This is a genomic window from Streptomyces sp. NPDC002851 (genome assembly GCF_053591935.1).
This window is the reverse complement of record NZ_JBSFUT010000003.1, coordinates 166,871-192,512: the sequence shown is the minus strand read 5'-3', so window position 1 is coordinate 192,512 and position 25,642 is coordinate 166,871. Positions and strand designations below refer to the sequence as shown.

General features: G+C 68.0%; 28 protein-coding genes. 22 read left to right on the top strand and 6 right to left on the bottom strand.

What is annotated here, in order from left to right:
• Positions 1-56: 56 nt before the first annotated feature.
• On the top strand, positions 57-470 hold the full coding sequence (locus tag ACWD10_RS04480) for a DUF6193 family natural product biosynthesis protein (protein WP_451086892.1): 414 nt from the start codon (positions 57-59) through the stop codon (positions 468-470).
• 98 nt (positions 471-568) lie between these two features.
• On the opposite strand, the gene ACWD10_RS04475 is transcribed toward ACWD10_RS04480, so the two are convergent.
• Both ACWD10_RS04475 and ACWD10_RS04470 read right to left on the bottom strand, forming a co-directional pair.
• Entirely contained in the window at positions 569-1,300 is a 732-nt protein-coding gene (locus tag ACWD10_RS04475) for an HAD family hydrolase (protein ID WP_451086890.1), read from the bottom strand.
• Positions 1,297-2,802 carry a helix-turn-helix domain-containing protein gene (locus ACWD10_RS04470; RefSeq protein ID WP_451086888.1) on the bottom strand — a complete coding sequence of 502 codons (1,506 nt, stop codon included), beginning with the start codon at positions 2,800-2,802 and terminating at the stop codon, positions 1,297-1,299. Before ACWD10_RS04470 ends, ACWD10_RS04475 begins: the two co-directional genes overlap by 4 nt.
• Positions 2,803-3,148: 346 nt before the next feature.
• On the opposite strand from ACWD10_RS04470, the gene ACWD10_RS04465 reads away from it, so the two are divergent.
• From ACWD10_RS04465 to ACWD10_RS04435, 7 genes are all read left to right on the top strand, one after another.
• Positions 3,149-3,343: a hypothetical protein gene (locus tag ACWD10_RS04465; protein ID WP_451086886.1), complete on the top strand. Its 195-nt coding sequence runs from the start codon at positions 3,149-3,151 to the stop codon at positions 3,341-3,343.
• Between the two features lie 98 nt (positions 3,344-3,441).
• Positions 3,442-4,743, top strand: coding sequence for an ATP-binding protein (locus tag ACWD10_RS04460; RefSeq protein ID WP_451086884.1), 1,302 nt, complete (start codon positions 3,442-3,444; stop codon positions 4,741-4,743).
• A 20-nt stretch (positions 4,744-4,763) separates the two neighbouring features.
• On the top strand, positions 4,764-5,141 hold the full coding sequence (locus ACWD10_RS04455) for a roadblock/LC7 domain-containing protein (protein ID WP_451087203.1): 378 nt from the start codon (positions 4,764-4,766) through the stop codon (positions 5,139-5,141).
• Positions 5,142-5,194: 53 nt separating this feature from the next.
• Positions 5,195-5,500, top strand: coding sequence for a DUF742 domain-containing protein (locus ACWD10_RS04450; RefSeq protein ID WP_451086882.1), 306 nt, complete (start codon positions 5,195-5,197; stop codon positions 5,498-5,500).
• Positions 5,481-6,071: a GTP-binding protein gene (locus tag ACWD10_RS04445; RefSeq protein ID WP_451086880.1), complete on the top strand. Its 591-nt coding sequence runs from the start codon at positions 5,481-5,483 to the stop codon at positions 6,069-6,071. The genes ACWD10_RS04450 and ACWD10_RS04445 overlap by 20 nt, the downstream gene beginning before the upstream one ends.
• Positions 6,068-7,360, top strand: a complete 1,293-nt coding sequence (locus ACWD10_RS04440) for a cytochrome P450 (protein WP_451086878.1) — start codon at positions 6,068-6,070, stop codon at positions 7,358-7,360. Before ACWD10_RS04445 ends, ACWD10_RS04440 begins: the two co-directional genes overlap by 4 nt.
• The gene (locus tag ACWD10_RS04435) at positions 7,357-8,544 is read left to right on the top strand and encodes a cytochrome P450 family protein (protein ID WP_451086876.1); all 1,188 of its coding nucleotides are present in this window, start codon (positions 7,357-7,359) and stop codon (positions 8,542-8,544) included. The genes ACWD10_RS04440 and ACWD10_RS04435 overlap by 4 nt, the downstream gene beginning before the upstream one ends.
• A gap of 62 nt (positions 8,545-8,606) precedes the next feature.
• Here ACWD10_RS04435 and ACWD10_RS04430 read toward each other — a convergent pair whose 3' ends face one another.
• On the bottom strand, positions 8,607-9,308 hold the full coding sequence (locus ACWD10_RS04430; RefSeq protein ID WP_451086874.1) for a 2'-5' RNA ligase family protein: 702 nt from the start codon (positions 9,306-9,308) through the stop codon (positions 8,607-8,609).
• A complete protein-coding gene (locus tag ACWD10_RS04425; protein WP_451087201.1) occupies positions 9,250-10,617 on the bottom strand; it encodes a helix-turn-helix domain-containing protein in 1,368 nt (455 codons plus the stop codon). Before ACWD10_RS04425 ends, ACWD10_RS04430 begins: the two co-directional genes overlap by 59 nt.
• A 428-nt stretch (positions 10,618-11,045) precedes the next feature.
• On the opposite strand from ACWD10_RS04425, the gene ACWD10_RS04420 reads away from it, so the two are divergent.
• The 6 genes from ACWD10_RS04420 to ACWD10_RS04395 all read left to right on the top strand — a co-directional run bounded on the left by ACWD10_RS04420 (position 11,046) and on the right by ACWD10_RS04395 (position 17,016).
• A complete protein-coding gene (locus ACWD10_RS04420) occupies positions 11,046-11,939 on the top strand; it encodes an aminoglycoside phosphotransferase family protein (RefSeq protein ID WP_451086872.1) in 894 nt (297 codons plus the stop codon).
• Positions 11,940-12,012: 73 nt separating this feature from the next.
• The gene (locus ACWD10_RS04415; RefSeq protein WP_451086870.1) at positions 12,013-13,050 is read left to right on the top strand and encodes a phosphotransferase enzyme family protein; all 1,038 of its coding nucleotides are present in this window, start codon (positions 12,013-12,015) and stop codon (positions 13,048-13,050) included.
• Positions 13,051-13,110: 60 nt separating this feature from the next.
• Positions 13,111-14,166: a phosphotransferase enzyme family protein gene (locus ACWD10_RS04410; protein ID WP_451086868.1), complete on the top strand. Its 1,056-nt coding sequence runs from the start codon at positions 13,111-13,113 to the stop codon at positions 14,164-14,166.
• The gene (locus ACWD10_RS04405; protein WP_451086866.1) at positions 14,163-14,330 is read left to right on the top strand and encodes a hypothetical protein; all 168 of its coding nucleotides are present in this window, start codon (positions 14,163-14,165) and stop codon (positions 14,328-14,330) included. The genes ACWD10_RS04410 and ACWD10_RS04405 overlap by 4 nt, the downstream gene beginning before the upstream one ends.
• 26 nt (positions 14,331-14,356) lie before the next feature.
• On the top strand, positions 14,357-15,001 hold the full coding sequence (locus ACWD10_RS04400) for an NUDIX domain-containing protein (protein WP_451086864.1): 645 nt from the start codon (positions 14,357-14,359) through the stop codon (positions 14,999-15,001).
• 50 nt (positions 15,002-15,051) lie between these two features.
• Positions 15,052-17,016 (top strand): ABC transporter ATP-binding protein, encoded by a 1,965-nt coding sequence (locus tag ACWD10_RS04395; RefSeq protein WP_451086862.1) that lies wholly within the window; start codon positions 15,052-15,054, stop codon positions 17,014-17,016.
• A gap of 152 nt (positions 17,017-17,168) precedes the next feature.
• On the opposite strand, the gene ACWD10_RS04390 is transcribed toward ACWD10_RS04395, so the two are convergent.
• Entirely contained in the window at positions 17,169-17,609 is a 441-nt protein-coding gene (locus tag ACWD10_RS04390; protein WP_451086859.1) for a hypothetical protein, read from the bottom strand.
• Here ACWD10_RS04390 and ACWD10_RS04385 point away from each other — a divergent pair.
• The 8 genes from ACWD10_RS04385 to ACWD10_RS04350 all read left to right on the top strand — a co-directional run bounded on the left by ACWD10_RS04385 (position 17,595) and on the right by ACWD10_RS04350 (position 24,919).
• Positions 17,595-17,957, top strand: coding sequence for a hypothetical protein (locus ACWD10_RS04385; protein WP_451086857.1), 363 nt, complete (start codon positions 17,595-17,597; stop codon positions 17,955-17,957). The genes ACWD10_RS04390 and ACWD10_RS04385 overlap by 15 nt on opposite strands.
• Before the next feature lie 186 nt (positions 17,958-18,143).
• Positions 18,144-18,329, top strand: coding sequence for a hypothetical protein (locus ACWD10_RS04380; protein ID WP_451086855.1), 186 nt, complete (start codon positions 18,144-18,146; stop codon positions 18,327-18,329).
• A 118-nt stretch (positions 18,330-18,447) separates the two neighbouring features.
• Entirely contained in the window at positions 18,448-19,281 is an 834-nt protein-coding gene (locus tag ACWD10_RS04375) for an endonuclease/exonuclease/phosphatase family protein (RefSeq protein WP_451086853.1), read from the top strand.
• Between the two features lie 303 nt (positions 19,282-19,584).
• Entirely contained in the window at positions 19,585-20,337 is a 753-nt protein-coding gene (locus ACWD10_RS04370) for a 7-carboxy-7-deazaguanine synthase QueE (protein ID WP_451086851.1), read from the top strand.
• Between the two features lie 32 nt (positions 20,338-20,369).
• Positions 20,370-20,924: a hypothetical protein gene (locus ACWD10_RS04365; RefSeq protein ID WP_451086849.1), complete on the top strand. Its 555-nt coding sequence runs from the start codon at positions 20,370-20,372 to the stop codon at positions 20,922-20,924.
• Between the two features lie 70 nt (positions 20,925-20,994).
• Positions 20,995-22,086 carry a tyrosine-type recombinase/integrase gene (locus tag ACWD10_RS04360; protein ID WP_451086847.1) on the top strand — a complete coding sequence of 364 codons (1,092 nt, stop codon included), beginning with the start codon at positions 20,995-20,997 and terminating at the stop codon, positions 22,084-22,086.
• A gap of 26 nt (positions 22,087-22,112) precedes the next feature.
• Positions 22,113-22,463 carry a helix-turn-helix domain-containing protein gene (locus tag ACWD10_RS04355; protein WP_451086845.1) on the top strand — a complete coding sequence of 117 codons (351 nt, stop codon included), beginning with the start codon at positions 22,113-22,115 and terminating at the stop codon, positions 22,461-22,463.
• A gap of 1,007 nt (positions 22,464-23,470) precedes the next feature.
• Positions 23,471-24,919 (top strand): hypothetical protein, encoded by a 1,449-nt coding sequence (locus ACWD10_RS04350; RefSeq protein WP_451086844.1) that lies wholly within the window; start codon positions 23,471-23,473, stop codon positions 24,917-24,919.
• On the opposite strand, the gene ACWD10_RS04345 is transcribed toward ACWD10_RS04350, so the two are convergent.
• Positions 24,876-25,502, bottom strand: a complete 627-nt coding sequence (locus ACWD10_RS04345; protein ID WP_451086842.1) for a 2'-5' RNA ligase family protein — start codon at positions 25,500-25,502, stop codon at positions 24,876-24,878. The two genes, ACWD10_RS04350 and ACWD10_RS04345, sit on opposite strands and share 44 nt — an antisense overlap.
• Between the last annotated feature and the right edge of the window lie 140 nt (positions 25,503-25,642).

Below are 25,642 nucleotides of genomic sequence, written 5' to 3'. Positions count from 1 at the left end.
CGGGCGAGGGCACATTCCGCGGGTGATATCACGCGGGTGATGGGCCAGAGTCGGCCGTGCATGATGGTGCCGTGGACAGGGACTCTTGGAGGGACATCGTCGAAGCGGGCTGGCAGACGGTGCGTGATGACGGTCGCGTTCACGCCGAACTGGTGGACGCGGCGTACTCTGAGCCGCTCCTGCGGCAGCTCTTCCCGTGGACGGGCATGGGCGAGCTGCACTTCAGCCGTTGCACCGCGCCGCGATGGACTTGGGACATCCCCTACGTACAGCCGGATGCCGGGGGTAGCTACTGGGTTGCTGGACCGCTGCGGACGCAGGCCGTGGGGCCGGCAGCGACCGCGCGTGAGGCCATAGCCATGGTGGTCGGATGCCTTCCTGCTGGCTGCGGCCCGGCGTTTGTGGGCACGCCTTCGGAATTGGCAGCCCGTGAGGCAAGGACGCGCTACCGGTGGGGGTCCGCACGGTAAGGCGGTGGGGTGTCGTCCCGCCCTGCTCTGTGGTCGCATAGCGGTCACGCGCGATAGCAATGGGAAGGGGGACAGCGACGTTCGGTCAGCAGAGCGACCTACGCCTTTCTGGCCCTGTTCGTCAGCTCGGCGACGGCTCCAAGGACTCGCGGAAGGTCGGAGAGGCTGTCGAGCACAGCGTCCGCTCCAGCAGCGGCCAGTTGGTCGCCTGTGGTCTTTCCCGAGGAGACTCCGATAACGGCAGCGCCGCCTTCGAGCCCGGTGCGGACGTCCTCGAGCGAGTCGCCGATGATCACGGTGTTGGCACGGTTGAAGATCGTGCCGTACTTGGTCTGGGCGCGTTTCTGGGCGACGGCAACGAGGGCGGGGCGGTGGCTGTCGTCGGAGGCGTAGCCGCCGATTTCGGTGTCGAGGTGGCGGGCGAGGTCGAAGGCTGCGAGCTTCAGTAGGGCGTTCGGTTTGAAGTTTCCGGTGACTACCGCGGGGATCCAGCCGTCGTGGTCGTGGACAGCCTGAAGGGCGGCCATCGCTCCGGGCATGAGGACCCCTTCGTTGCGGAGATCATCCGTGTGGGCCGCGAGCCGTTGAGGCAGCAGCTCCACCATGCGCTGCAGCAGGTCCGGCACCGCCGCCTCCTCGACGCCGTTGTCCAGGAGCAGGGACCGGATCGCAAGTGGCATGGTGACGCCGGTGCCTCGGGCCGGCAGGTGCTCGGCTGGTCGGCCGACGATTTCAGCGAAGGTTTCGCGGTATACCTGCCGGTCGATGTCTCCGACGTACAGCAGGGTGCGGTCGATGTCCCACAGGACGAGGGTCTGGTTTTGGGTCACGTCCGGTTCCTCGCTGCGGTCATGGTGGCGGCGCGGTCGAGCAGTTCCCGAGCGTACGGGGTGTCACCAGATGCCTTGAGGTCGGCGAGCATGGTGGTGACGTGTTCGTTGAGGCGGGTGGACTGGAGTTGTTCGGCGAGGTCTAGGGCATGGTGAGCACTGTCGCATCCGGCTTCGGCATCCCCCTGGCGTAGATGCGCGGAGGCAGCGCGGGTCATGATCAGGGCGCGGGTGCGGTGGTCGGCTGGGTTAAGCGCATCGCGGGCCTGGGCGAAGCTGTCGGCGGCGCGGTGTGGGTCTCCGAGTGCGAGGTAGCAGCTTCCGGTCTGACCATGGATTTCGCCGTCGTTGATCCAGTAGAGCCAGGGCGGGTCCTGTTCGGAGCGGCCTTGTGCGCACAGGTCGGCTGCGCGGCCAAGGGCGGTGACGGCTGCTTGGCGTTCGCCGAGCATCGCGTGGCCGCGGGCCTGCCGGGTCAGGAGCATCGCTTCGAGAGCTGGGGCGCCGAGGTGTTTGGTCTTCTCTCGGGCCGCTTGGGCCGCGGTGACGGCATCGCGAGGCTGCCCGATGGAGTAGCCGTGAATGGCCAGGTATGACAGGGCACCGGCGCCAAGCCGGGTGTCACCGGAGGCTTTGGCAGCGCGGAGGGCGGCGAAGAGGTAGGCAGGGGTGCGGGCTCGGTCTCCGGCATCGAAGGTGAACCAGGCCGTCTGGGTGGCGGTGTCGGCGACGACGGCGGCCAGGCGTCGGCCGGCCTCTTCGTCGTATGTGGCTTGCCGGACCAGTTGGTTGAGGAACGCCAGGTGGGCGTTGGCCAGGTCGGCCAGACTGCCGCTTCCGGCGCTGGCGTCCATGACCCGAAGGTTGTCCGTGGTCTGCTGCAGGCTGTCCAAGAGTTCGTGGGTGAGTCTGCTGCCTTCGGCAGCGCGTACGAGTGGTTCGGCCTCGGCGGTGCCCCAGTGGTGAATGAAGGCCGTCAGGGCCATGCCGCTCACTGCGAGGAACCTTCGACGGTCCATCGTGCTCCCTCCAACCGCAGTGGTGAGTGCGGACACCATACGGTTCGCGCTCCACGGCAGGACCGGGTCAAAGTCCTCGGTGAGCAGGGTTGGTGACGGTCGCGAAGGCTGGGTCAAAGGAAGCGGCGAGAGTTCCCCAGGTACGCCGAGTCCCGTGAGGAGCTCGGCGATTTTGTCGATGTTGGTGAGCCTCCGGCGGCCTGATTCGAGCATCGATAGGAACGATTGGCTGAGCCCGGTCAGTTGCGCCATGTCCTCTTGGCGAAGGCAACCGTGCTTCCGGATGAGGCGCACAGCGCGGGCGAAGTCCCAGCGTGCAAGGGCCTGTTGGATGTCCGGATGTCCCCAGACGCGATCCGGCACGGAAGGCGGACGGTGCTCGATCACGTGGGCACGCGCGCATGCGGAGCACTGCGTTTCGATGTTGTACCGGCTCAGCGGGCAGCCGCACCGTTCGCAGCGGCGTGGCATCTGCATGACCATCCCTGCCTCCCCCTGACACGCACGTCTCAGACGTCTATGACACCTTCCCAAAACCGAAATCACCGCGGTGATATCACCCGGGGAATGTGTGCTCTACGTGGCCGCGCATCACTCTGGACGACACGCAGCGTCGCGGCTCCAGCGGGTGGTGGAAAGCGTAACCAGGTGGTGGCTTCTGAGCCGAGGGCGTTGCGGAGTTCGATCCCGTTCTCGTTCTCTTCCGGGAGTTCACGGTGTCTTCACCTCTGCACCCGACTGACGGCTCGTCAACCAGCATGTGGCCTGGGTGGCATGGTTCGGCCGAGGACGCGCTGCGCCGGGTTCCGCGCGCCGGCGGCGGTACGTCGTGAGCGTCAGCGTGTCTGCCGTCGTGCTCATGGCCGTCTTGGTGTTCCTCTTCATCAAGAAGGGCGGGTTGAACGCTGGGCACGCGCTCGTCTGTGTCCTGTTCGGGTTCTTCCTGGCGGACAGTGATGCGGCTCCGACGGTCCAAGACGCGGTACGCGACGTGTTCGGACTGATCGCAAAGATCGATTTCTAGGCCGGCTGTCGGGCGCGGGTGAGGTGACCGTTGCCCTGGCTGTCACCCCCGCGCCCGGCAGCCTTCCCAACCAATTGCCCTGTGACCGAGGACTGTTGATGACCGCGTTGCTGGATGCCGTGCCCCTGAGCCTGGGGGTTGCCGCTGTGGTGGCTGGACCGGTTCTGCTGTACACGCGCCGGACTCTGGTGAAGCTGCGGGGCGAGCGTGATGCGGCAGTGCACGAGAGACACCGGTACGCGGCTCAGCGCCTGCTCCTTGAGGAGGAGCTCGGGCATTTTGCGTCAGCTCGGCTCCCTGCCGCGCTGGAGGGCCAGTCGGACGGGTCCGAGGTGCCGCTGCGGCATCGGGAGCTCGGCTCGACTGACTTCGCTGCCCGTTTGCAGGCGGTGCTCAAGCAGTCGGCGACAGCAGTGGGCCACGAGCGGGCCGCGGCCGATGCGGCGCGGGCTGCGTTCCTGGTGATGGCCGACCGGATTCAAGTCATGGCGCTCGCGCAGCAGCAGGGTCTGGACGAGTTGGAGCGGCGTGTCGAGGACCCGCACCTGATGGCCGGGCTGATGCGGGCCGATCATGCGGCTGCCCAGTTGGCGCGGCAGGCGCAGACGATGGCGGTGCTGTGCGGTGCGTGGCCGGGGCGGCAGTGGCCGTCGGCGATCTCGATGGTGGATGTGGTGCGGGGCGCGCAGTCGCGGATCTTGGAATACCAGCGGGTGCAGGTCCAGGGGCCGCAGGATCTGTCGATCCAGGCGCCGATGGTGGAGGCGTTGATCCATGCGGTGGCGGAGTTGTTGGACAACGCGACGAGGTTTTCGCCGCCGACGGTGTCGGTGCTGGTGGCCATCCGGCCAGTTCACCGGGGTGCGGTCATCGAGATCGACGACGGCGGCGTGGGCATGACGGAGCAGGCGCTGACGGAGGCCGAAGTGCGGCTGCGCGGCGAGCTGGGGGTGCACGGGCGTGGGCTCGGCGGCAGCCCGCATCTGGGCCTGGCCGCGGTGGGTCGGCTGGCGCGGCGGTTCGGGTTTTCGGTGAAGCTGGAGTCTCCTTCCGCCTACGGCGGGGTGCGAGCGGTGGTCCTGGTGCCGTCGGCGCAGCTCGCCGAGGTGCCGCAGACGCCAGCCACTCCCGCGCCGCCGAGCACCACAGTCCAGGCCGCCCCAACCGCTTCCGTCCCGCAGGCGGCGGACATGTCCGTTGGTGGACTGCCACAGCGGCGCAGCCGACGGCACCAGCCCCTCTCCCCCATCACTGCCCCTACATCGACGAGAGCGTCAGGGACGTCGCGGTCGCCGGAGGAGGCCGGAGCGTTCATGAGCAGTCTGCAAGCGGGCACCCGCCAGGGCCGTGCTCGCGCGGCGGGCAGCGGCCCCGATCACGAGGAAGGCGAACGGCGTTGAGGACACAGAACTTGGACTGGATGCTGGGCGACATCCTGCGCGTGCCCGCGGTGCAGCATGCGCTGGTGATATCCCGGGACGGGCTGTGCATGGGCGCATCGGACCGGCTGGATGCGGACGGTGCCGATCGGCTGGCCGCGTTGTGCGCGGGACTTCAGTCCCTTGGGCACGAGGCAGCTGTGCAGCTCGTTGGTGTGCGCTCGACCAGTCGGCAGATCATGGTGGAGGTGGAGGGCGGCTATCTGTTTATCGTCGCTGCTGGGCCGGGTGCTGTAATGGCCGTGGCCACCAGCGATGACGTGGATGCCGGGCTGGTGGCACGGGAGATGCAGCAGCTCGTGGCGAGGATCGGTGAGCACCTGTCCAGCCCGCCGCGCGCGGATGCGCCCACGCCATGACCGGCCCGGCGGGAGTTGGCCCGGTCCGCCCGTACGTGGTGACAGGCGGACGTGTGGAACCGACCCGCAACACACTGGCGCTGGAAACCCTCGTCATCTCCGCCGCCCCGAACCCCCGCACGGATGCGACGGATGCGGGTCTGCCCCCGGAAGCTGCTGAGATCCTCGCGCTGTGCCGTCGGCTGCTCTCCGTTGCCGAGGTCGCTGCCCATGTGCGGCTGCCGATCACCGTGGTGAAGGTACTCCTAGCCGACCTGGTCGACGCCGGTCTGGTCTGGGCCCGCCCACCCATTCCCGTATCTGAGCGCCCGGACAAGGCGCTATTGAAAGAGGTACTCGATGGACTCCGACGACTGTGACGACCGCTACCTGGCCGACACGGTCAACACGGCCGTCAAGATCGTGATAGCCGGGCCCCTGGGGGTAGGCAAGACCACGCTGATCGGCTCCCTCAGCGAGATCACCCCGCTGCGTACCGAAGAAGCCATGACGCAGGCCGCCCAAGGGGTCGACAGCATCCTGGCGTGCAAGGCCACCACAACGGTGGCCATGGACTTCGGTCGCATCACTCTCAACGAGCAGCGGGTGCTGTACCTGTTCGGCACGCCGGGGCAGCCGCGGTTCTTCCCACTGTGGCGGCACCTGGTGCACGGGGCTCTCGGCGCTCTGGCGCTGGTCGACACCCGACGCCTGGAGGCCAGCTTCGACGTGCTCGGTCACCTCGAAGACCTCGGCGTGCCCTTCGCCGTAGCCGCCAACCAGTTCCCCTCCGCCCCCGAGCATGCGCCCGAGATACTCCGGTCGGCTCTGGATCTGCTGCCGGGCACACCGGTGATGGTCTGCGACGCCCGCGACCGCGCCTCCAGCACTCATGCCCTGATCACGCTGGTCGACCATCTGTACACGAACGCGCCGGAGACCACACGATGACGCATCCCAACCCGGCGACGCCACCTGCCGGTTGCCCCGCCCACGCGACGCCTTTGTACGGGGACGTGCTGACCGGTGATACGCACCCGCTGTACGAGCAGATGCGCCGCGCTCACGGTCCGATCGCGCCGATCGAGCTGGAGCCCGGGGTTCCGGCGTGGCTGGTGCTCGGCTACCGCGAACTGCTGGAGGTCACCCGCAACGAGGAGTGCTTCTCACACGACTCACGTCGCTGGCGGGCCCTGCACGATGGCAGAGTCCGCGCGAACTCGCCGCTCATGCCGATGATGGGCTACCGGCCCACACTCCTGCACACGGACGGCCCCGTCCACCGACGCTTCGCCGCCGCGGTCAGTGATGCTCTTCGCCGCATAGACCTGCATCAACTGCGCCGCACCGTCACTCAGCTCGCCCACCATCTCATCGACGCCGTCGCCCCCAGCGGCCGCGCCGACCTGGTGGTCGACTACGCGCAGCAGCTGCCGCTATGGGTCGCCTCCCGGCTCCTGGGCCTGCCCGATGGAATGGCCCCGCCACTCATCCGAGCGGTCAAGGACCTGGTGGACAGCGGCACGCAGGCGCAGGCCGCGAACCGGAACCTCCAGAGGATGTTCAGTGACCTCGTCCAGGACCGCACCGTACGGCGCCGCGACGACCTGCCGTCGTGGCTGCTCGACCATCCAGTGCAGCTGTCCCCCGCAGAGGTCATCCACCACTTGGCTGTGATCATCGTCGCCGGCAACGGCCCCGCGGCGAACTGGATCACCAACACCGTTCGGCTCCTGCTGCTCGACGCGCGGCTTCGGTCCAACGTGGCCGGCGGGCGCCGCACCATCGACGCCGCCCTTGACGAAGTCCTGTGGCGTGACACCCCCGTGCAGAACTTCCCCGCCCGCTACGCCACCCGTGACCTGCACTTCGGCGGCCAGTACATCCACTCCGGAGACGCACTGATCCTCGGCCTCGCGGCCGCCAACCGAGACCCGGCCGTGCAGCCACCCGGCGGCCAGATCGTGCCCGGCAACCGCTCCCACGTCAGCTTCGGCGCCGGGCCCCACACCTGCCCCGCCCGGGACCCAGCCCGGCTGATCACTCACACCGCCATCGACACGCTCATCCACCGGCTGCCCGACATCGAACTCGGCGTCCAGCCCGACCAGTTGACGTACCGGCCCTCGCCCTGGGCGCGAGCACTCACCGCTCTTCCGGTGCGTTTCACCCCGACTTTAGACGCCCCCAATACCGAAGGTGCCCTGTGGACCACGTCCCACCCATACGCCTCGATGTGACCGCAGCCGACCTGCACGGCGAGATCGAGCGCCTCCGTGAGATCGGCCCCGCCGTGCGCGTGGAGCTCCCGCACGGTGTGCCCGCCTGGGTCATCACCCGCCACCAGCTCCTGCAGGACCTGCTAACCGACCCACGGGTCGTCAAAGACCCTGCGCACTGGAGCGCCCTGCGCAACGGGCACGTGCCCGATGGCTGGCCCTTAATCGACTTCGTCACCAACCCTGGTATGACCACTGCGGACGGAGAAGATCACCGCCGCCTGCGTACCCTGGTCTCCCAGGCATTCACCTCGCGCCGCATCGCCGCGATGCGCCCCGGCATCGAAGAGATCACCCAACGTCTCCTGGACGCACTGGCCGAGCACGGGCCCAGCCCTGTAGATCTGCGCCATCGCTTCGCCTATCCCCTGCCCATGAACACGATCGGCACCCTGCTGGGCGTCCCCGCCGAGCGATTCGACGAGTTCCGCAGTCTGTCCGCGAGCCTGACCAGCAGCACCACTAGCCCCGAGGAGACCGTGGCCACACGGCAGCGCATGCACGCCCTGCTCACGGACCTCGTCACTGCCCGGCGCCACGAGCCGCGTGAGGACCTCACGAGCCACTTGATCGCCGCCCACGACGACGGCGACCGGCTCTCCGAATCAGAGCTGCTCGGAACCCTGATCCTGGTACTCGTTGCCGGCCACGGCACCACCCTCAACCTGGTCACTAACGCGGCTCGGGCTCTGCTCACCCACCCTGACCAGCGAGCCGCCGTCGCCTCTGGCCAACGCAGCTGGGGCGCCGTGGTTGAAGAGGTGCTGCGCTGGGACTCGCCGGTCGGACACTTCCCGCTGCGCTACACCATCGACGACATCCCCGCTGGCAACACCGTGATCCCCAAGGGCGAGGCGCTTTTCGCTTCATACGCGGCCGCGGGCCGCGACCCGAAACAGTACGGCCCCGACGCCGACATGTTCGACCTGGCACGGCCACCGAGCCGACACCTGTCCTTCGGGCACGGGCCGCACTACTGTCTCGGCGCCGCACTCGCCCGCATGGAAGGGGAAATCGCTCTCTCCTCCCTCTTCGACCGCTTCCCACACATCGCTCTCGCCGTCGACGTTCAGGAACTGATCCCCCTGCCGTCCTTCGTCAGCAACAGCAGCCAGACCCTGCCGGTCAGGCTCACCGCTCCATGAACAGCCGCGGCAGAATGCAGCGCCTGGTCCGTCTTCGCGGCGGAAACCACAGGCGGTGAGCGTCAGAGGAGTGGCAGTCTCTCAAGGCTGCGCCAGCGGTAGGCACGCTCTTCGCGGCGCAGCTCCACCAGCTCCACGTGGTCGATCGAGATCTCGACGGGCGGAAGGTCTCGAAGACTCTGGACCGCTTCCCGTACCGGGCTCGCGTCGAGCGTGCGGTTGCTGTACGCGATCCCGATGTGAGGCCGCAGCACCGAGGTGGGCTTCTTCAAGGGCAGGCCAGCCTGCTCGCTCGCCGTGGACAAGGCTGAGTGCAGGGCGACGACGGGGGTCCAGGGGGCAACGCTGTAGCGGATGGCGCCGCGGGAGGCCGTCAGAGGCAGCGCCTGCAGAGTGAAGGCGCGCAGGCCGACGCTGGCGGCCGTGGAGACGAGGAGTTCGAGGTCTTGCTCGGTGGCGGTATCGGGGGAGCCGACGCGTCCGAGCGTCAGGTGCAGTCCATCCCCGTCGATCGGGTCGAAGTCCAGGTGATTCAGGAGCTGTTGGCAGTGCTGGGCCTGGTCGATCAGGGCGTTGGCATTCTGGAAGGTCAGCATCCAGTAGTAGGCGCGGGTCTGGGCACTCCAGCCGGGGCGCTCCCAGTGGTTGTGCATCGTCTGGACAGCCTCGAACGCCGCCCAGTCGTGGGCGGCGATGGTGCTCGCATCATCGAGGCTCGGAGGCGGCGCGGTAGGGAATGCGCTCGCCGTGGCGGTCAGGGGCACCCGCTGCTCTCCTCGTCTGCTCGCTCGGTCCGGCTATCTTGGCAGACTCGGTCACCTGTCTGGTTAGCGGGACGGCGCGCCAGGTGCGCAGCGCCTCCTCGTAGTCCCGGACCGCGGGCAGCTCGTTCCAGCGTGCGGCGTGGGCGTGGAGTTCGCCGGCGCGCTGCACGACGGAGCGGATGGGCGGGCCGCCTCCGGTTTCGAGGACCTGGCGGCCCAGGACCATGGCGTGCTCGACGTCGGGCCGTGGTCCGGTGAGCAGTGCGGTAGCGACGTCGAGGCGGACCAGGGCGCGGCTCCAGGCGGAGTCGGACTGTTCGACGAGTTCGTCGATCTGTCCGGCGTAGTCGATGACCTGGGTGGTGTTACCCAGGGCGACGTGAGTGGTGGCGGCGTTGGCCAGGGTGCGGGACAGGCTGTACGGGGCGAACGCTATGCATGGGGTCAGGCCGTCGGGGACGGTGTGGCGGTTGCTGAGGTCTTCGGCGGCGCCGATGGCGCGTTGCGCTCCGGCACGGTCTTTGAGCTTGCCCAGGGCGCGGGCCCGGCCGTTGGCCAGGAGCCGGATGGCCTGGGTATGGCTGGGGTTGACCGCGATTCCGGCGTCGGCCCATTGGAGGGCCTGCCGGTAATTGCCGGCGTAGTAGGCGCCCAGTGAGCGGGTTCCGAAGGTCCACATCAACAGTTCCTGGCTATGGATTTCGTGGGCGAGTTGATGGCTCTCAGTGCAGTACGCCTCGGCGAGGGCTTCGCGGCCCGCGTTGACGGCCATGTAGCCGAGCAGGCCCGATACCTGGGCAGCCAATTTGAAGAGGGCTTCACGCTGGCGCGGCGGCTGGCGACCGTCGAGAAAGTCCTGGAGGACCGCCCGGAGCTTGATCGTCTTTGGGGCCAGCTGGTGCGGGCCTGCGCTCTCGTAGGAGTCGACGATCTGCGTGACCTGCTGATGGAGCAGGTCCAGGGCCGCGGGATCGGTGTTGGAGGAAGTGGTCCGGTTGAGCCGCTCGGCGATGTCGAGCGGTTCCTCCCACATGTCCTCGGCCAGCGGCGCGGGTTCGGACATGGGATGCGGCCGCGGCTGGACAGTCGGCGGTGTGCGGGAGAACAGGGCCGGCAGCGCGTGGGCGGGAACGTCGAGGTTCTCGAGCACGGGCTGGATCTTGTCGATGTTGACGAGGCGGCGCGTGCCCGACTCCAGGCTGGACAGGAAGGACTGGCTGAGCCCTGTGAGGCGGGCCATGTCGTCCTGACGCAGTCCGGCGATCTCGCGGATGCGGCGAAAGGCCGCTCCGAAGTTCCCGCTCGTCATCGCGGACACGACATCCTGATCCTGCCACACTCTGCTCGGCAGGTCGAGGGGTCCCAGTGGGGGCGCGGTAGTGCGGCGGGTGCAGGGGCCGCAGACCGGTTCGGGGTTGTAGCGGCTGAGCATGGCGTCGCATCGGGTGCATCGGTCTGCTGATTCGTGTGCCACTGCCGCCTCCCTGTGTCGGGACAATGTGGCCTTCCTCTGCCGTGGGCCCAAATCACTGCGGTGATATCACCAGCCGAATGTGCCGGATTCCGGTCTCTGGCGGATGGTTGGACGCGGTCCTTGGCCGGGTGAACTGCAACGCCGCGTTCGCCGGGCCGCGTTGTCAGTGGGGGATGTCATGGTGCACCCCTAATCAGCACTCAGCGCGTTGACTTGATCACTCAGGGTGCTGTCTTGGTTGGAGTACTGAAAGGGCGAACCGCGTGACCTCCTTGCCCATCGCAGTCCGTGGCCTCCTGGCCGACGTCACGGACGCATTCACCGTCCTGGCCGAGCACCCCCGGCACCACACGCTTCCCTCCTCGGTATGGGAGATCGAAGGCCCTCACGGCATGCGGTGGTTCGCCAAGCAGCATGCCGGTCCCCGCCTGCACCAGCGTGAGGTCGACGCCTACGCGAACTGGACGCAGGCCCTCGGAGCCGACCGGGCCCCTGAGCTCGTAGCCGCCGATGCCGACACCCGTACGGTCATCGTCACCGCTGTACCTGGCCAGAGCCTCGACCGGCTTCGTCTGCCCGCCGCGCAGGAACGCGAAGCGTACCGGCAGGCCGGGATGCTCCTCGCGCGTCTCCACGCAGCCGACGTGCACCGGACCGCCGCGGTAGCAGAAGAGCCGGACTGGACTGCATCTGTGGGAAAGCGGCTCGAAGCCGCCACCAGGTACCTGCCTGCGGACCAGCTCGCCGTGCTGCGGTCATTGGCCGAAGTCCCGCCTCCTGCCCTCGCGCCGGTGCTGTCGCACGGCGACTTCATGCCCAAGAACTGGCTGTGGGACCCACGCGAACAGCGCCTGCGGATCATTGACTTCGAGCGCACTGAGATCACTCCGGCTGTCCCCAGGGATCTGTGCCGACTGCACTACCGGATCTTGCTTCAGCGCCTCGACCTCAACGCGGCCTTCCAGCACGGCTACAACCGGCCCCTGAGCGAAGACGAGGTTCAAGCCCGCACCGCGTACGCCGTCCTGGACGCGCTCGACGCGTTGTGCTGGGGCATCCGCCATCACGACCTCGGCCTCGTCGACGAAGCCCACGCGATGATCGAGCGCCTGAGCCAGGAGCACACCCGGCGCCCCACGGAAGGCCGCCTTCCATGAGGCGCAGCCAATCCACCGCCTGCAAGGCCCTCTTGGCCACCGGGACGTCAGCGGCTGGCAGCAGGTGAGGGGCATGACGCACGAGGAGTGGGCCCGCGACCTGGCCGGCGATGTCCTGGCCGTGCAGTACGGCATCGATGCCGTCTCGGTCGATCCCGCAGCGCAGAGCACCGACCGGTTCACCTGGCGGGCCCGGACCACCGACGGGCGCCGGCTGGTCATCACCCAGTACCGGCACCCCACGGCCGAGACGACTAGGCGCGAGCGCGCCGCGTGGGACATGTCCGAGTTCTGCCGGGCCGCCGAGTTGCCCGTGCCCCGCGTCGTGCCGGACCGGACGGGATATCTGATCACGGCCACGGACGAAGTCGAGTGGGCTGTGACCGAGGAAGCGCCCGGCCGGGTCGCCACCGGCCCGATGACGCCGGAACGTGCCGAGCACCTCGGCCTCGTCCTCGGGCGCATGCACCGTGCCCTCGCCGCCTACCCTTTGCCGCCCTGGAAGGCTCCGACCCAGTGGCTCACCGGAACGGTTGAAGAGTCCATCGCTCACTGCACTCGCGCGCTCAACCACGCGGTCCGGCAGCAGCATCCGCTCCTGCCCCGGCTGCGAGACGATCTCGAACAACGCCGCGAGGACCTGCGCCGGCACACGCTCCGGCTGCGCAGCAAGCTGCCCGAGCGCCAGATCGAGCAGGCCGTTCACGCGGACTACCGCAGTACCAACGTCCTTGTCCTGACCGACATCGTCACCGCCGTAACGGGTTTTCGTGCCGCGACCGCGGCGCCCGCCTGGGAACTGGGCCGGGCCGCCTTCGACCCATGCACGGTGGCCAGCAGTACCCGCTGGGTGCAGTGTGCCCTGCGCATGATCGAGGCGTACCGATCGGAGAACCCGGGCTTGCCGCTGGCCGAGGTGCAGGCGATCCCGCGGATCACGCTGCTGCATCTGCTTCACAACGTGGACGGCGCCACCAGCACGCCGGGGCATCACCAGCCCGGCACCGGGCGGCTTCGGCAGTGGGCCGACACACAGGCCGCCGTCCGGCGCCTTCTCACCCACCTCGACGACCTCGAACAGGCACTTCGGACCATCGGGTCGGGGCGGTGACCCTCGATGACCGCGAACATGCGGGCTCAACGCCCGCCAAAGCCTCGGGTGGTGACCCGCATGCAGGAGGAGACTCTGCACGGCGACGAGCTGCTGGCCAAGGTGCTGTCCGACCAGTACGGCGTCGACGCAGCCATGGTCGAGCTCGTGCCGATCGGCACCGAGACCATCAACCGGCGCGTCACCCTGCGCGACACGCGCCGCATCTTCGTCAAGCAGTACCCCAGCACAGCCAACCTGGATCAGGCTCAGGCTGCGTGGGCGATGTCGGAGTTCTGCCGAACCGCCCGCGTCCCTACCCCGCCTGTGTGGTGCAACCGGGTTGGGGATCTGCTGACCTGCACCGACGACACTGGGTGGGTGGTGACCGATGTGGCACCCGGCCGGGTGGCCACCACCCCGATGACGGTGCCTCTGGCTCAGCACACAGGGCTACTACTGGGCCGCCTCCACCAGGCGCTGGCCTCCTACCCACCCCCGGCCCGCACCCGGCGGACAGAGTGGCGCACCACGCCCGTCGACACCACCCTCGACGCCATCGACACGGCCCTGGCCCGGGCGACCGAACAAGACGAACCGCGCCTGCCTCGTATCCGGGTGGATCTTGCGCAGCGCCGCGAGGACCCGGACAGGCATGTGTCGCGCCTGCGCGCCGGGCTGCCCGAGGAGCTGGTGGTCCAGGCCGGGCACGGCGACTTCACCCGCACCAACCTGCTGGTCCAAGGCGATGTGGTCACCGCGGTCCTGGACTTCCAGGGCGAAACCTGCTTCCCGGCCTGGGAGTTGGGGCGGGCCGCGTTCGACCCGCGCACCGTGGCGAACTGCCCTGCCTGGCGGCACTGTGCGCTGCGGATGATCAGCGCCTACCGGGTGGAGAACCCGCATCTGCCCACAGCCGACGTCCGCGCCTGTGCCCGCATCGCCCTGCTGTATCTGCTGTTCAGCCTGTTCGGGGCCACCACCCGCGAGTACGGGCTGCCCAGCGCGGCTGAGGCCGACCTTCGCCGCTACTGGGCCGAACGGCAGGTCACCGTCCGACGGCTCCTCGACGAACTCGACGACATCGAAGCCGCGCTCACCACGATCACAGCGGACAGGAGAGGCAGCACACCATGACCCATCTGGTGCCGCTCGCCCACGTCGGCACTTCCCACCCCGCGGACCAGCACCGGACGGTGCCGAACGCGACCGTGACCGTTGTGGTGTTGCGGTCCGACGGCGTACGGGGCACCGGCCCGCGGCCCTGTACTACCGCACCAGACCAGCTCGAACTGTCCTGAACACAAACGACCCTTGAGGATCTGCTGTGCCCGACACCACCCGCCGACCGGCTGCCACGCCCCTTCCACTCACCACCCTGGAGCGGCTGCCTGCCACGCCCCTGCTGCACGCCGAGCGCCCGTATGCGACGCCGCACTGCCAGCAGTGGCCGTGGCACCCGGATCCGGTTCCGGCTCGCTTGCCGGTGAAGCAGGCATGGGGATGGCTGTTCGTCCCGGACGGCCGGTGCATCGTGCTGATCGACACCGAGGACTGGCTGCCGCTGCTCCCGGGCGGAACGATCGAACCGGACGCGGACGGTGGCAGCCCTCTGGCCGCGCTGGAGCGTGAGGCCGCCGAGGAGGCACAGCTCTCCCTCGCCGATCCTGTGTATCTGGGCTACGTGTACGACGCAGAAGGCGCCGTGTACGGGGGCATTGGTCCGTGCGCCCGCGTCCGGATGGCTGCCCGCGTCACCCAGGTAGGGCCCGCCGCCCCGGATCCCGCCTCCGGGCAGACGCTGCTGCGGGTGCTCGCTCCACCGCAGCGGGCGGTGGAGCTGTTCGGGTGGGGTGAGCAGGCGCAGATGCAGGCCAAAGCTGCCGAGCGCATCGCCCGGGACCGGTGGGGTCTCCCGGCCGCGTCCGACGTGGCGGTCAGGGAGATCCCCGCGGAAGGGTTCGTGCTGTGACCGATACGGACAGTGCGGGCGCGGGGGGCAGTGTCGATGATTCTGGCGCGATGGTGTCTGAGTCGGAGAAGCTACTGTTCGGCGGGCCGCTGCGCTACGACCAGGGCTGGGTGCGGCACGAGGAGGCCCGCCTGGACGTCGGTTTCAAGAGCATGATCAAGCAGCTGCCCACGCAGCTGGCGATCGTGATGCGGCTGGCCTGGTCCGCCGACCGGAGCGCGACCTGGCAGCTTCTCGGAGCCGAGCTCGGCCAAGGCATCGCTCGGGTGGTCACGCTACTCGCGGTCAACTCGGCCTTGGCGCATGTGATGACCGGCGTCAGCCTCCAGGAGCGGGCGCAGGCGGCGGCCCCGGCGCTCGCGGTGATCGCGGTCTCGATGGCGGTGGGGTCGCTGTGCCGGTCCCGCTCCACGTACGCGACCGGCCGCCTCGAACCCAAGGTGGAACGGCGGGCGACCGAGACGTACCTGGAACGCGCCTGCCAGGTCGAGCTGTCCGCCATCGAGGACGACGGCTTCCACCGGCTGTTGGACTCCGCGCAGTACGGGACGATCTCGGCGCGCTACTGCATCAAGATGGGCACTCAGGTCATCAACGCGCTGGTGACATTCGTGGCCGCGATCGGCGTTCTTACCGTGCTGCACCCCGTGTTGATGCCGATGCTCGTGCTGATGGCACTGCCCAGCGGCTGGTCGGCGATGGTGTCAGCCCGCCGCCGTTACCGGCTCTTCCAAGCCTGGGTCCAGCACTCCCGTGCCTGCCAGAAGATCGCCCAGATGATCATTGATCCGAAGGCCGCGCCGGAGATCCGGGTGCACCGGGTCGGACCGTTCCTGCTGCACCACTTCCGGGGCATGTCGCAGGCGGCCGAGGCCGAGAAGGAACGCGTGGCCCGCCAGGAAGGGCGCACGGTGTTGATCGCGTCGGCCTGGACCGGGCTGGCGACGGCCGCCACCTACGGAGCCCTCTTCCTTCTGCTGTGGTCGGGGTTCATGGACCTTGCGGTGGCCGGCACCGCCATCATCGGGATCCGCACCGGGGCATCCAGCCTGACGTCCCTGGTCACCCAGCTCAACTCCCTGAACCGCGAGGCGTTGCACGTCGCTGACCTGGAGCGGCTCGTTGTCGAGGCCGACGAACGCGCCATCCCCACGGGCGGGGCGGATCTGCCTGAGCAGGTCGAGGTGATCCGCTTCGAGAACGTGTCCTTCACCTACCCCGGCCAGGACAACAACAGCGAACTTGCCTTGAAGGACGTGTCGTTGACTATCCCCACGGGGAAGATCGTCGCGCTCGTCGGCGTCAACGGTGCAGGCAAGAGCACCCTGGTGAAATTGCTGGCCGGGCTCTACCAACCGACCTCCGGACGCATCATGTGGAACGACGTGGACAGCGCGCACGCCTCCCGTGAGCAGCTCGCCTCCCGGATCGCCATGGTGGCCCAGGACTTCGTGAGGTGGGTCTTCACCGCCCGCGTGAACATCACCGTCGGCCGCCCCGAACTCCCTATGGAAAACGGTCGGCTTCAGGCCGCGATCGACCACGCGGGTGCGCAGGACGTGATCGCGAAGCTGCCGCGCGGCCTGGACAACCTGCTCGGCCGGGGCTTTCGCGGCGGAGTCGAACTCTCCGGCGGGCAGTGGCAGCGTTTGGGGATCGCTCGAGCGGCATTCCGCTCGGGGGATTTGTTGATCGTGGACGAGCCGACCGCGGCGCTCGATGCGAGGGCTGAGCTGGAGGTTTTCGACCGGATCCGGACTTTGGCGGATGCCGGGCAGACCATCGTGCTGATCACCCACCGGCTCGCCTCCGTACGGCACGCCGACCTCGTCCACGTCCTCGACAACGGACAACTCGTCGAATCCGGCAGCCCCGACCAGCTCCTCGCCAAGGAAGGGTCGGTGTACGCCGAGCTATACAGCCTCCAGGCCCAGCAGTACGCCGCCGACAGCGCGGCCGTGCCCTCCCCGCGCTCTCCCCTGTCGGACACCCACTCCTCCCCCACCCGGTCATGACACCCACCCACGCCATGCGCACTCGACAGTCCGCAGTCACACCGCCTACGCCGATGCCGCCGCAGGTGGCCGAATGGGCCAAGGCCCACCTCGGAACGATCACACCCTGGCCAGTCCCGCTAGATCACAGCGGTGCACGGGCCTGGCGCCACTCAGCGCCCCAGGGACTCATCGACATTCGCGTCGCCCGCACCCAGCTGGACTTCCGACGCGAGATCCACGCCTACAAGACGGCGATACACCGTCTCGGCCCCTCCCACGGCCCGCGGCTGATCGCCTTCGAGCCCCGATTGAAGGCCCTGCTGGCCGCTCAGCCGCGCGGTAGACCCGTCGACGGTGAGCGGGAACTGCAGGTGTCGTCGCGCATCCATCAGGACGCCGGGCAGCTTCTTGCCGGACTCCACGCCGGCATACGGCGGGTTCCGGATGCCGAAGCTCTGGGCGCCCGGCACCTGACCCTGTACGTCCAGCGCGTCCTGTACGTCCTCGATCGTCTCGGAACCTCGCTGAGCGACCAGGAGGCCGAGGGCGTACGCCGCAGCGTCCGCCGACTCCAGGAGCAGGGCGAGGAACTGCCGATGGCGTTCTGCCACGGCACCTTTGGCACCGCAGCCTGGCGTTGGAACCTTTCCAGCCGCACCCTGTCGCTGAGCAGCCTGGGTCGCGCCCAAGTCCTTCCCGCGGTCTGCGACTTCGCGCGCAACGCGTCCTTGTGGGCAGCACACCCGCATCTGGCCGACGCCTTCTTCACCGCGTACGAGCGACCGCTCAACGATGCCGAACAGGACGTCCTCGACGACGCCGCCGTTCTCGCCTCGGTGGAGGATCTGCACCACGCGATCACCCTGCACAACAGCGATGACGCCTCCTCCGCCGCTGCTGTTCTGCGCGACGCCCTGCACCGCCACTCCCCCACCAACGGCAGGGGGGCGTCGAGTTGATGCCCAGTCCCTGGATGCGGGCCATAGGGCAGGGCAGCAACGTGCGGAACCCGGACGCCCCCGGCTACGAGAGCCGACCGCCTATCAGCCCACGGGAACCCCATCCGCCTCGTCGCCAGTAACCGACCGCCCGCATCGGCACTCGGCTGCCCTTCGCCCCGTAGATCTCGTGGAGGCTCCCCGCCCGTGACCAATCACGCCAACTGTCCCCATTGCATAGCCAAGGATCACGCCGCCGGACACCCGCCCCCACCGGAGCCTGAGCCCGAGCCGGAACTATCCCTCGGCGCCGTCGTCGCGCTGTTCCTCGCCGCGGTTCTCATCGTTGCCCCGAGCGGCGCGGCCATATGGGCCATCACCAAGTGGGGGTAGCCGGTCCCCCGCCTCCCTCTCGCCCGCATGAGCCTGCCCGCCACAACCCGACAGCAACGCCGTAACGCCTCTACGCCATGAACGTGCCCGCCCCTACCCCGCAGAGGAGATCCACCGCATGTTGACCGTGATGAGCCAGAACGTGAAGTACGGCGCCGATCAGGACGGCCGCTGGGTCGACCTCGTGGAGACCATCCGCGCCACCCGCCCGCAGCTCGTGCTCCTCCAGGAGGTCGACTTCCTCGCCGATCCGGACAGGGCCGAGGCCGCCGAGGAGGAGTTGGGTCTCCGTCTGGCGATGGCACCGAGCAGGAACCTGCCCACCGCGGTCGCCTGGGACCCGGACCATCTGGAACTCCTCGGCGTCGAGACCAAACTGAGCATGGAGTTGCACCACGGATACTGTGCGCCGCGGTTCAAGCCGCTGGGTCTGAAGCGTGAACTGCCGGAGCCGCTGGTTGCCATCAGCACGCACCTGACTCCGTACTCGGCGGATGCCGCTGCTCTGGAAGCGCAGATCGTGTGCGCGCGGGCCTACCGGTACGGCGGCATCGCCCTGGTCGGCGGCGACATCAACCACATGGCACTCGGTGACCCGGAGATCGATTGGACCCTGGTCCAGCCCTACAACCGCACCTCACGCTGCCACCGGCGCAAGAGCCCCGACGAGCCCTGGCGAGGAAACCGGATCGTGGGCGAGACCCTCCGCGACGCGGAGCTCACCGACGTCGCCGCGCACCTTGCCGACCTCCGCGAGGACCCCACACTTCGCGCCCACACCGGCAAGCACGGCCTGCTCCGCGTCGACCAGACGCACGTCACGCCCGCGCTGCTCCCGGCGATCACCGACTACCAGCGCGTGGATCCAGGCCCGAACTCGGATCACTACGGGCTCCTCGTCTCGCTCGACCTAGAGCGCGCCGACCACTCGCAGATCCGCACGTTCACGTGACGACCACGCACTGGCAGATAGGCGAGTGCGCGCCCGCTCCCCACAACGACGGAAAGAGACCGAGCATGAGCGACACCGACATGGACACCAGACAGCCCGGGGCTCTCAGGCTGGGCGCAGCAAAGAACCTCGTGCCGCATAAACCGTCTGTATGCAGGGTCCTTCAGGCCGAGTTTCGTCAAATAGTCGATGCTCACCCAGAGTTCTGCCAGATCGAGGAAATCGGCTACTTTACCGGCTGGCGCGATGGCACCAGCCTGAGTGGGCCTTCCCGCCTTCCGGCTCTTCTTCCGTGGAGGGTCTGTGACCGGGGATGAACTGCCGCTGGCCGCAGCGGAACCGGCCCTGCGTGGAGAGACACATCTTCCGGTCAACGAGGTCTTCTGGGATGTCGTACAGGGCGAAGGTCCCTATACCGGGCGCGCGTGTGCTTTTATCCGTCTCGGCCTCTGTAATCTGCACTGCCCTCCGTGTGACACCGCGCAGACCTGGGACACGTCCCGATTCGACCTGGGCGCCACGTGCCCGGACACGGCCGTCGACGAAGTGGTGGGGCGCCTTCCCCACACGGTGCGATTGGTGGTGATCTCTGGAGGGGAGCCGCTCATCTGGCAGCAGACAAGCGCGTTCTCCACCCTGCTCACGCTGCTGGAGAAGCGTGACATCGCTGTTCACGTGGAGACCAACGGCACCATCGGCCCGCTGTCGAGCACAGCTCAGCATGTTGCGCACTTCAGCGTGTCCCCGAAGCTCACCGCGATGGGCGGCGCTGATCCAGAAAAGCGCCGCATCAAACCCAACGTGATCGCCGCATTCGCCGACCTGGCGAGCCAAGGACGTGCGTGCTTCAAGTTTGTTGTAGCCGACGAAAGCCACGTTGACGAAGTCGTCGACTTCACCGATCGACACCTTTTGGACCGCGCATGGGTGTGGGTCATGCCAGAGGCCGGGGACACCCAGACGCTACTGGCACGGCAACCGGGCATCACCGACGCTGCAGCGAGGGAGGGCGTGAACGTCTCTACGCGCCTTCATGTGATCGCACGTTGCCGATAGGACCAACTCCCGCTAATGGAGAGGAAATTCAAGTGAAGAAGTGGGTCCCAGAGTTCCAGTCGCGCCCTTGGAAGCACGGAATGCGGGCTCGACACGTGTACGCCCTTCCCGAGAAAGGTGACCATGAACTGTTGGCACTGGCCGAAGCCGGCCGCACGGCGATGGCCCCGTACCCGATCGACCCGCAGCCGGATGAGCTGCTGCACATCACGATCGCGATGGATACCTCGGTGCCGTCGGATGAGATGAGCTGGCAGGACACCGACGACTTCGTTGGAGCACTCCGTCAGCGACTGACCGATGTTCCGGCCTTCCGGCTCATGTGTGGCCCGCCCATCGCTAACAGCGCCGGAGCGTTGCTGGACGGCTTCCCGAGTACCGAGTTCGATGAGTTGCAGGCGATCGTGGATAAAGCACTACTGGACGTCCGCGGCCCCTCCGCCGTGCGATACGCACCCGGGCGCCCGCATGCTTCGCTTGGCTACTCCAACCCTCGGGAGTTGCATCAGACGGGCGCGAACGCCCTGGTCGCGAGGTCACGGGGTGGCGACATGAAGCTCCGAGGAGCTTACTCTCTAGCCGTCTGACCTGCCACTCTTGAAGCCTCTTCCCGTCTGATGCAAGATATGCCCGTCAGGCGGGAAGGGGATTTTCGTCGTGCAGCGAACCGTTGACCTGGCCGGGGCGGCTCACCTTGAGCTGATCTCGGGGGTCGTTCACATGCGTCCCGAGGACGCGATGTTCGACGCCATGCTGCGCGGCTGGCGGAACCAGCAGCTCGCCCGAAAACTCAAGACGAAGACGATCGGCGACCGCGAGAAGCTGATCCGCCGGTTCCTCAAATTCGTGAACGACTATCCGTGGGCGTGGACCCCGGCCCATATGGATGAGTGGTCAGCCCAACTCACGAGCGAGGACCATCTTTCCCCGGCATCGGTGCGCAACTACCAGGGCACGGTACGGCTGTTCACCGAGTTCCTCATTGATCAGCGGTACGGGTGGGCGACGGCGTGTGAGGACGCATTCGGCACCTATCCCGTGGCGATCTGCCACGAGTGGAACACGCTTCCGCACCTGCAGGACTACGAGGGCGATCCGGAGGCCCGCCCATTCACCCGCGAGGAACTGCAGCTCTTCTTCGACTACGCCGACGAGCAGGTCGAACGCGCGGTCCGGGCCGGCCGCAAGGGGGCGCTGGCCGCGTACCGAGACGCCACCTTGTTCAAGGTGATCTACGGGTGGGGGCTACGGCGCACGGAGTCCTCACGGCTGGACCTGGTGGACTTCGGGCGCAATGCAAAGGCGCCCCAGTTCGGCAGGTTCGGCACACTCAACGTCCGCTACGGCAAGGCGAAGAAGGGGCAGCCGCCGCGCCGTAGGAACGTACTGTCTGTGATGGACTGGGCCGTCGAGTCGGTCGTGGACTACGTCGAGAACGTCCGTCCGCGCTTCGGGTTCCCGGATCAGCCAGCATTGTGGATCACTGAGCGAGGTGGTCGGCTCCAGCCCAGTTCGATCAACGACCGGTTCGAGACGTACCGGGACGCCCTCGGGCTCCACAAGGAGTTGGTCCCCCACTCGCTGCGCCACTCGTACGTCACGCATCTCACCGAGGACGGGGTGGACCGCGGGTTCATCCAGCAGCAGGTTGGCCACGAAAATAGCAGTTCGATGGCCACCTACACCCACGTCAGCGACGACTTCATGAACTCGGCCCTGCAGCGGGCCCTGGCCCCGGCCTTCGCCTAAGACCGTTGCTGAGGAAGGACTTCTCGATGCCCGCAGCGAAGCTCGACTACCAGTGGCACCTGCGCAAAGTCATGGCCGAGCGCGGCATGTTCAACACCAGCGATCTGATCCCGCTGCTCGCCGAGCGCGGCATCACGCTCTCGTCTAGCCAGGTCTACCGGTTGGTGACCGATCGCCCGGAGCGGCTGAGCATGAAGGTGCTGATGGCGCTGCTGGACATCCTCGACTGCCGGATGGACGACCTGATCGAACCGGTCGCCGCAGCGGGGGCGGCAAACCGACCGAAGAAGAAGGCCGCCGCGGCTGGTGGCAGCGCACCGGAGCCGGGGCTGGGGACCTTGCGGCCTAAACGGGCTCGCATCACCGGAATTGAATGATGGCCATAGACATTGATCAGTTGATCCAGGACGACCCGCTCGGCGCCGTTGTCCACCAGATCGCGCTCGTGGAGCACGGCCTGTCTACGGACGAGATCCGGGAGGTGACGCAGGGCGTCCTCCGCGGTCCCACTCCGAGGCGGCGAGTCGCCCGAGAGCTGCGGGACAACCCACAAGTCCTGGTCACGGGCCGCTCTCCGTCCATCTGGTCCGTGGGAAAGCTCCTGGCTGCGTTGGCGAAGTCGGGGGCACGGCAACTCGCGAGACCGCGCTGCTGCGACTGCGACCGCGAGATCCTGTCCCTGTGTAGCCGCAAGGGCGGGCTGTGGACCTGCAGCGGGTGCGTCCGGCCGAAGGAGGAATGCGTCGGCTGCGGAACCGTGAGGTATGTCAGAACCCGGGACCGGAAGGGGCGGCCTCTGTGCCAGCGGTGTCCCGACGGCGTGGACCCGACCAAGGAACTGATCGACCTGGTGGTCGGCACTGATCCCGGCTTGAGCCCGGCCACGGTCACCGAGGCCCTTGCGGGATGCTCACAACAGCGCGCCGTTCGTTGGCGGGTCGCCTGGGCCGTTCTCGACCAGCGCGAACTGCTCACTGGGGCAGCGCACTCGGCGCCCACCCCGTCCGTGCTTCCCTTCGTCAACGCCCTCGTGGAGGCCGGCGCCACGGTGGTGCAGCCGCCGGGATGCGCCCGGTGCGGTGCGACCGAGCGTCTGCGCGCGAAGCAGGATGGCCAGCGGGTCTGCTGGCGCTGTGAAGAAGAGGCACGGGCCGAGGACTGCTCGCGCTGCGGCAATCGCCGCAAAGTGAGTTCCCGGGACGACGAAGGCCGACCGGTATGCACCGATTGCTGGAGGACCGATCCTGCGAATCGCGAACCGTGCACAGGATGCCGACGGCGCCGGAAGGTCAAGGCCCGTACCGCCGAGGGGCCGTGGTGTGAGAGGTGCAGCCCGCGGGAGGACCAGGAGTGCAGCATTTGCGGACAGCTCACCTGGTGCGCCATGTCGCGGGCGACCGGCGAGCCGTGGTGCCGCAACTGCCGAGTCCGCCACATCCGGTGCACGTCCTGCGGGACGGTGGCGCCGCTCAAGGGAGGAACGCTCGCTGCTCCGCTGTGCGCCCAGTGCCTGAACCCGGATCCGAACTTCTGGGACCGCTGCCCTCTCTGCGAGACGACGTGGCAGTTCGGCACCGAACCCTGCCAGCGGTGCCGGGTCGACCAGAAACTCCGAGAACTGCTCGGAGACGGGGTCAGCATCGCCGAGGAACTCGAGCCGTTCCGGTATGCGTTGGTGGCGGTGGAGCGCCCCGACCACGCCATGGCCTGGATGGCCAAGCCGAAGGTCCGCGCACTGCTGACGGCCCTGGGCAAGGACCCACGCCCGGTGACCCACGCGCTGCTCGACGAACTGCCGGAGGACAAGACCCTGAACTACCTGCGCGGGCTCCTGATGGCCACCGGCGCGCTCCCCGCCCGCGATCAGCGCCTCACCAGCCTGGAACGCTGGATCAACGAGAAGCTGGCCGTGCGCACAGATCTCGGAGATCGGCGGGTCCTGCACGGATACGCGATATGGCACCACCTGCGCCGACTGCGACAGCGGGTGCGCGGACAACAGGTGACGGTCGACCAGGACCAGAACGTCCGAACCCACATCAATGCCGCCATCCAGCTCCTCGACGACCTGTCCGGCCGCGGCATGCAGTTGACCGCGTGCACCCAGAGCGAAGTCGACGACTTCTTGGCCCACCGCGCCACCTACCCCACGCGCACGGCGCACTTCGTGCGCTGGGCCGTTGCTCACCGCCACGCCCACAACCTCACTGCTCCCGCCACTCGCTGGGCGGGCCCGAGCGGCCCGCACGATGAGGACCGGCGGTGGGAGGCCGCGCGCCGGCTCCTGCACGAAGACGCCGCGCCGACTGCCGACCGCGTCGCTGGTCTGCTCCTGCTGCTCTACGCCCAGCACGTCAACACCATTCGCCACCTCACCGTGGACCATGTGCAGCGTGATGGCGACAAGCCGAAGATCCTGCTCGGGGACCGCCCGATCGTGCTGCCCGCGCCGCTCGATGCCCTGATGGAGGAACTGATCGCCAGTCGGCGTGGTCAGACGCTTGTAGATGCGCCAGGCACCTGGCTCTTCCCCGGGCGGCTCCCCGGGCAACCGCTCAGCAGTGACCAACTCGTCATCCGGCTCCGGGCATTGGGCGTCAATCCGCGACAGGACCGAGCCACGGCCCTGTTCACCCTGGCCTCTCAGGTTCCGGCCGCGATCCTGGCACGCATGCTGGGCATCCACCGCCAGGTCGCCGTGCAGTGGCAGCAGGCCAGCGGCGGGGACTGGGCGGCGTACGCCGCAGACGTCGCCACTGGCCGGAACGCGGCTGCACGGGCGATCGCCGCTACGGCTGAGCGAGCGGAATCCGCGAGAGGTGCTTCCACGTGATCGTCTTCGCGGTGCTGTCCGCGGTGACGTCGACCAGGTGCACCGCATCGACGTGCAAGGGTGCGTGGCCGGGACGCACCCGGCGCAGCCGCCGTTGGGCCTCGTCGGAGTCGGCGTGGTCGTAGGCGTAGGCGAGTGTGAGGTGCTGGGTGGACCAGGGGTACTTGACGGCATCGTCGCCCCGCAGGGAGCGAACCGTGTCCCTGACCTGCTGGTGCAGGTCCACGACAGGGCCATCCGGATGCAGGTCGGCGATCACGCCATAGCGCGAGGAGAGCAGGCTGCCGACCATCAGGTCAATCGGAGAGAAGCCTTGCAGCCGCTCGGTGAGGGCGGTGGTCAAGGCGTCGCGCTCCGGCTGGCCGATCGCGGAGGCGGGCTGGTCCGTGATCTGGTCGATCGTGATGTGGAGCCACTGGTCCTCGACGTGGCTCAAGGGAAAGTCCCCGAGCACCTCGCGTCCACCGTTCACCAACGCGGCCAGCTCGCGGTTACGGTCCAAGTCCACGGTTGCGTAGACGTGGAGGAGCGTCTCGCCCTCCGGCCAGTCGCCGTCGGCACGCTTGAAAACGAAAGGCTGCATGGCGGTTCACCGTAGTGGCCGGGGCATGCGAAGGGCGCGGAATTCGGATTTTGTGTCCTGACGGTGGCTGATGCCCAAGGGCGAAGCCGCTGTCACCACATGTCGCCCCGGTCGCGCTGGGTGATCGATGATGAGTCCGT

Excerpts from the sequence above, each read along its gene's own strand:
- ACWD10_RS04470 (WP_451086888.1), bottom strand. The coding sequence starts at position 2,802 with ATGGTCATGCAGATGCCACGCCGCTGCGAACGGTGCGGCTGCCCGCTG.
- ACWD10_RS04460 (WP_451086884.1), top strand. The coding sequence starts at position 3,442 with ATGACCGCGTTGCTGGATGCCGTGCCCCTGAGCCTGGGGGTTGCCGCT.
- ACWD10_RS04455 (WP_451087203.1), top strand. The coding sequence starts at position 4,764 with ATGCTGGGCGACATCCTGCGCGTGCCCGCGGTGCAGCATGCGCTGGTG.
- ACWD10_RS04395 (WP_451086862.1), top strand. The coding sequence starts at position 15,052 with ATGGTGTCTGAGTCGGAGAAGCTACTGTTCGGCGGGCCGCTGCGCTAC.
- ACWD10_RS04405 (WP_451086866.1), top strand. The coding sequence starts at position 14,163 with ATGACCCATCTGGTGCCGCTCGCCCACGTCGGCACTTCCCACCCCGCG.
- ACWD10_RS04440 (WP_451086878.1), top strand. The coding sequence starts at position 6,068 with ATGACGCATCCCAACCCGGCGACGCCACCTGCCGGTTGCCCCGCCCAC.
- ACWD10_RS04375 (WP_451086853.1), top strand. The coding sequence starts at position 18,448 with ATGTTGACCGTGATGAGCCAGAACGTGAAGTACGGCGCCGATCAGGAC.
- ACWD10_RS04425 (WP_451087201.1), bottom strand. The coding sequence starts at position 10,617 with ATGACGAGCGGGAACTTCGGAGCGGCCTTTCGCCGCATCCGCGAGATC.
- ACWD10_RS04345 (WP_451086842.1), bottom strand. The coding sequence starts at position 25,502 with ATGCAGCCTTTCGTTTTCAAGCGTGCCGACGGCGACTGGCCGGAGGGC.
- ACWD10_RS04410 (WP_451086868.1), top strand. The coding sequence starts at position 13,111 with ATGCAGGAGGAGACTCTGCACGGCGACGAGCTGCTGGCCAAGGTGCTG.
- ACWD10_RS04415 (WP_451086870.1), top strand. The coding sequence starts at position 12,013 with ATGACGCACGAGGAGTGGGCCCGCGACCTGGCCGGCGATGTCCTGGCC.
- ACWD10_RS04355 (WP_451086845.1), top strand. The coding sequence starts at position 22,113 with ATGCCCGCAGCGAAGCTCGACTACCAGTGGCACCTGCGCAAAGTCATG.
- ACWD10_RS04385 (WP_451086857.1), top strand. The coding sequence starts at position 17,595 with ATGGCGTTCTGCCACGGCACCTTTGGCACCGCAGCCTGGCGTTGGAAC.
- ACWD10_RS04350 (WP_451086844.1), top strand. The coding sequence starts at position 23,471 with ATGTCGCGGGCGACCGGCGAGCCGTGGTGCCGCAACTGCCGAGTCCGC.
- ACWD10_RS04445 (WP_451086880.1), top strand. The coding sequence starts at position 5,481 with ATGGACTCCGACGACTGTGACGACCGCTACCTGGCCGACACGGTCAAC.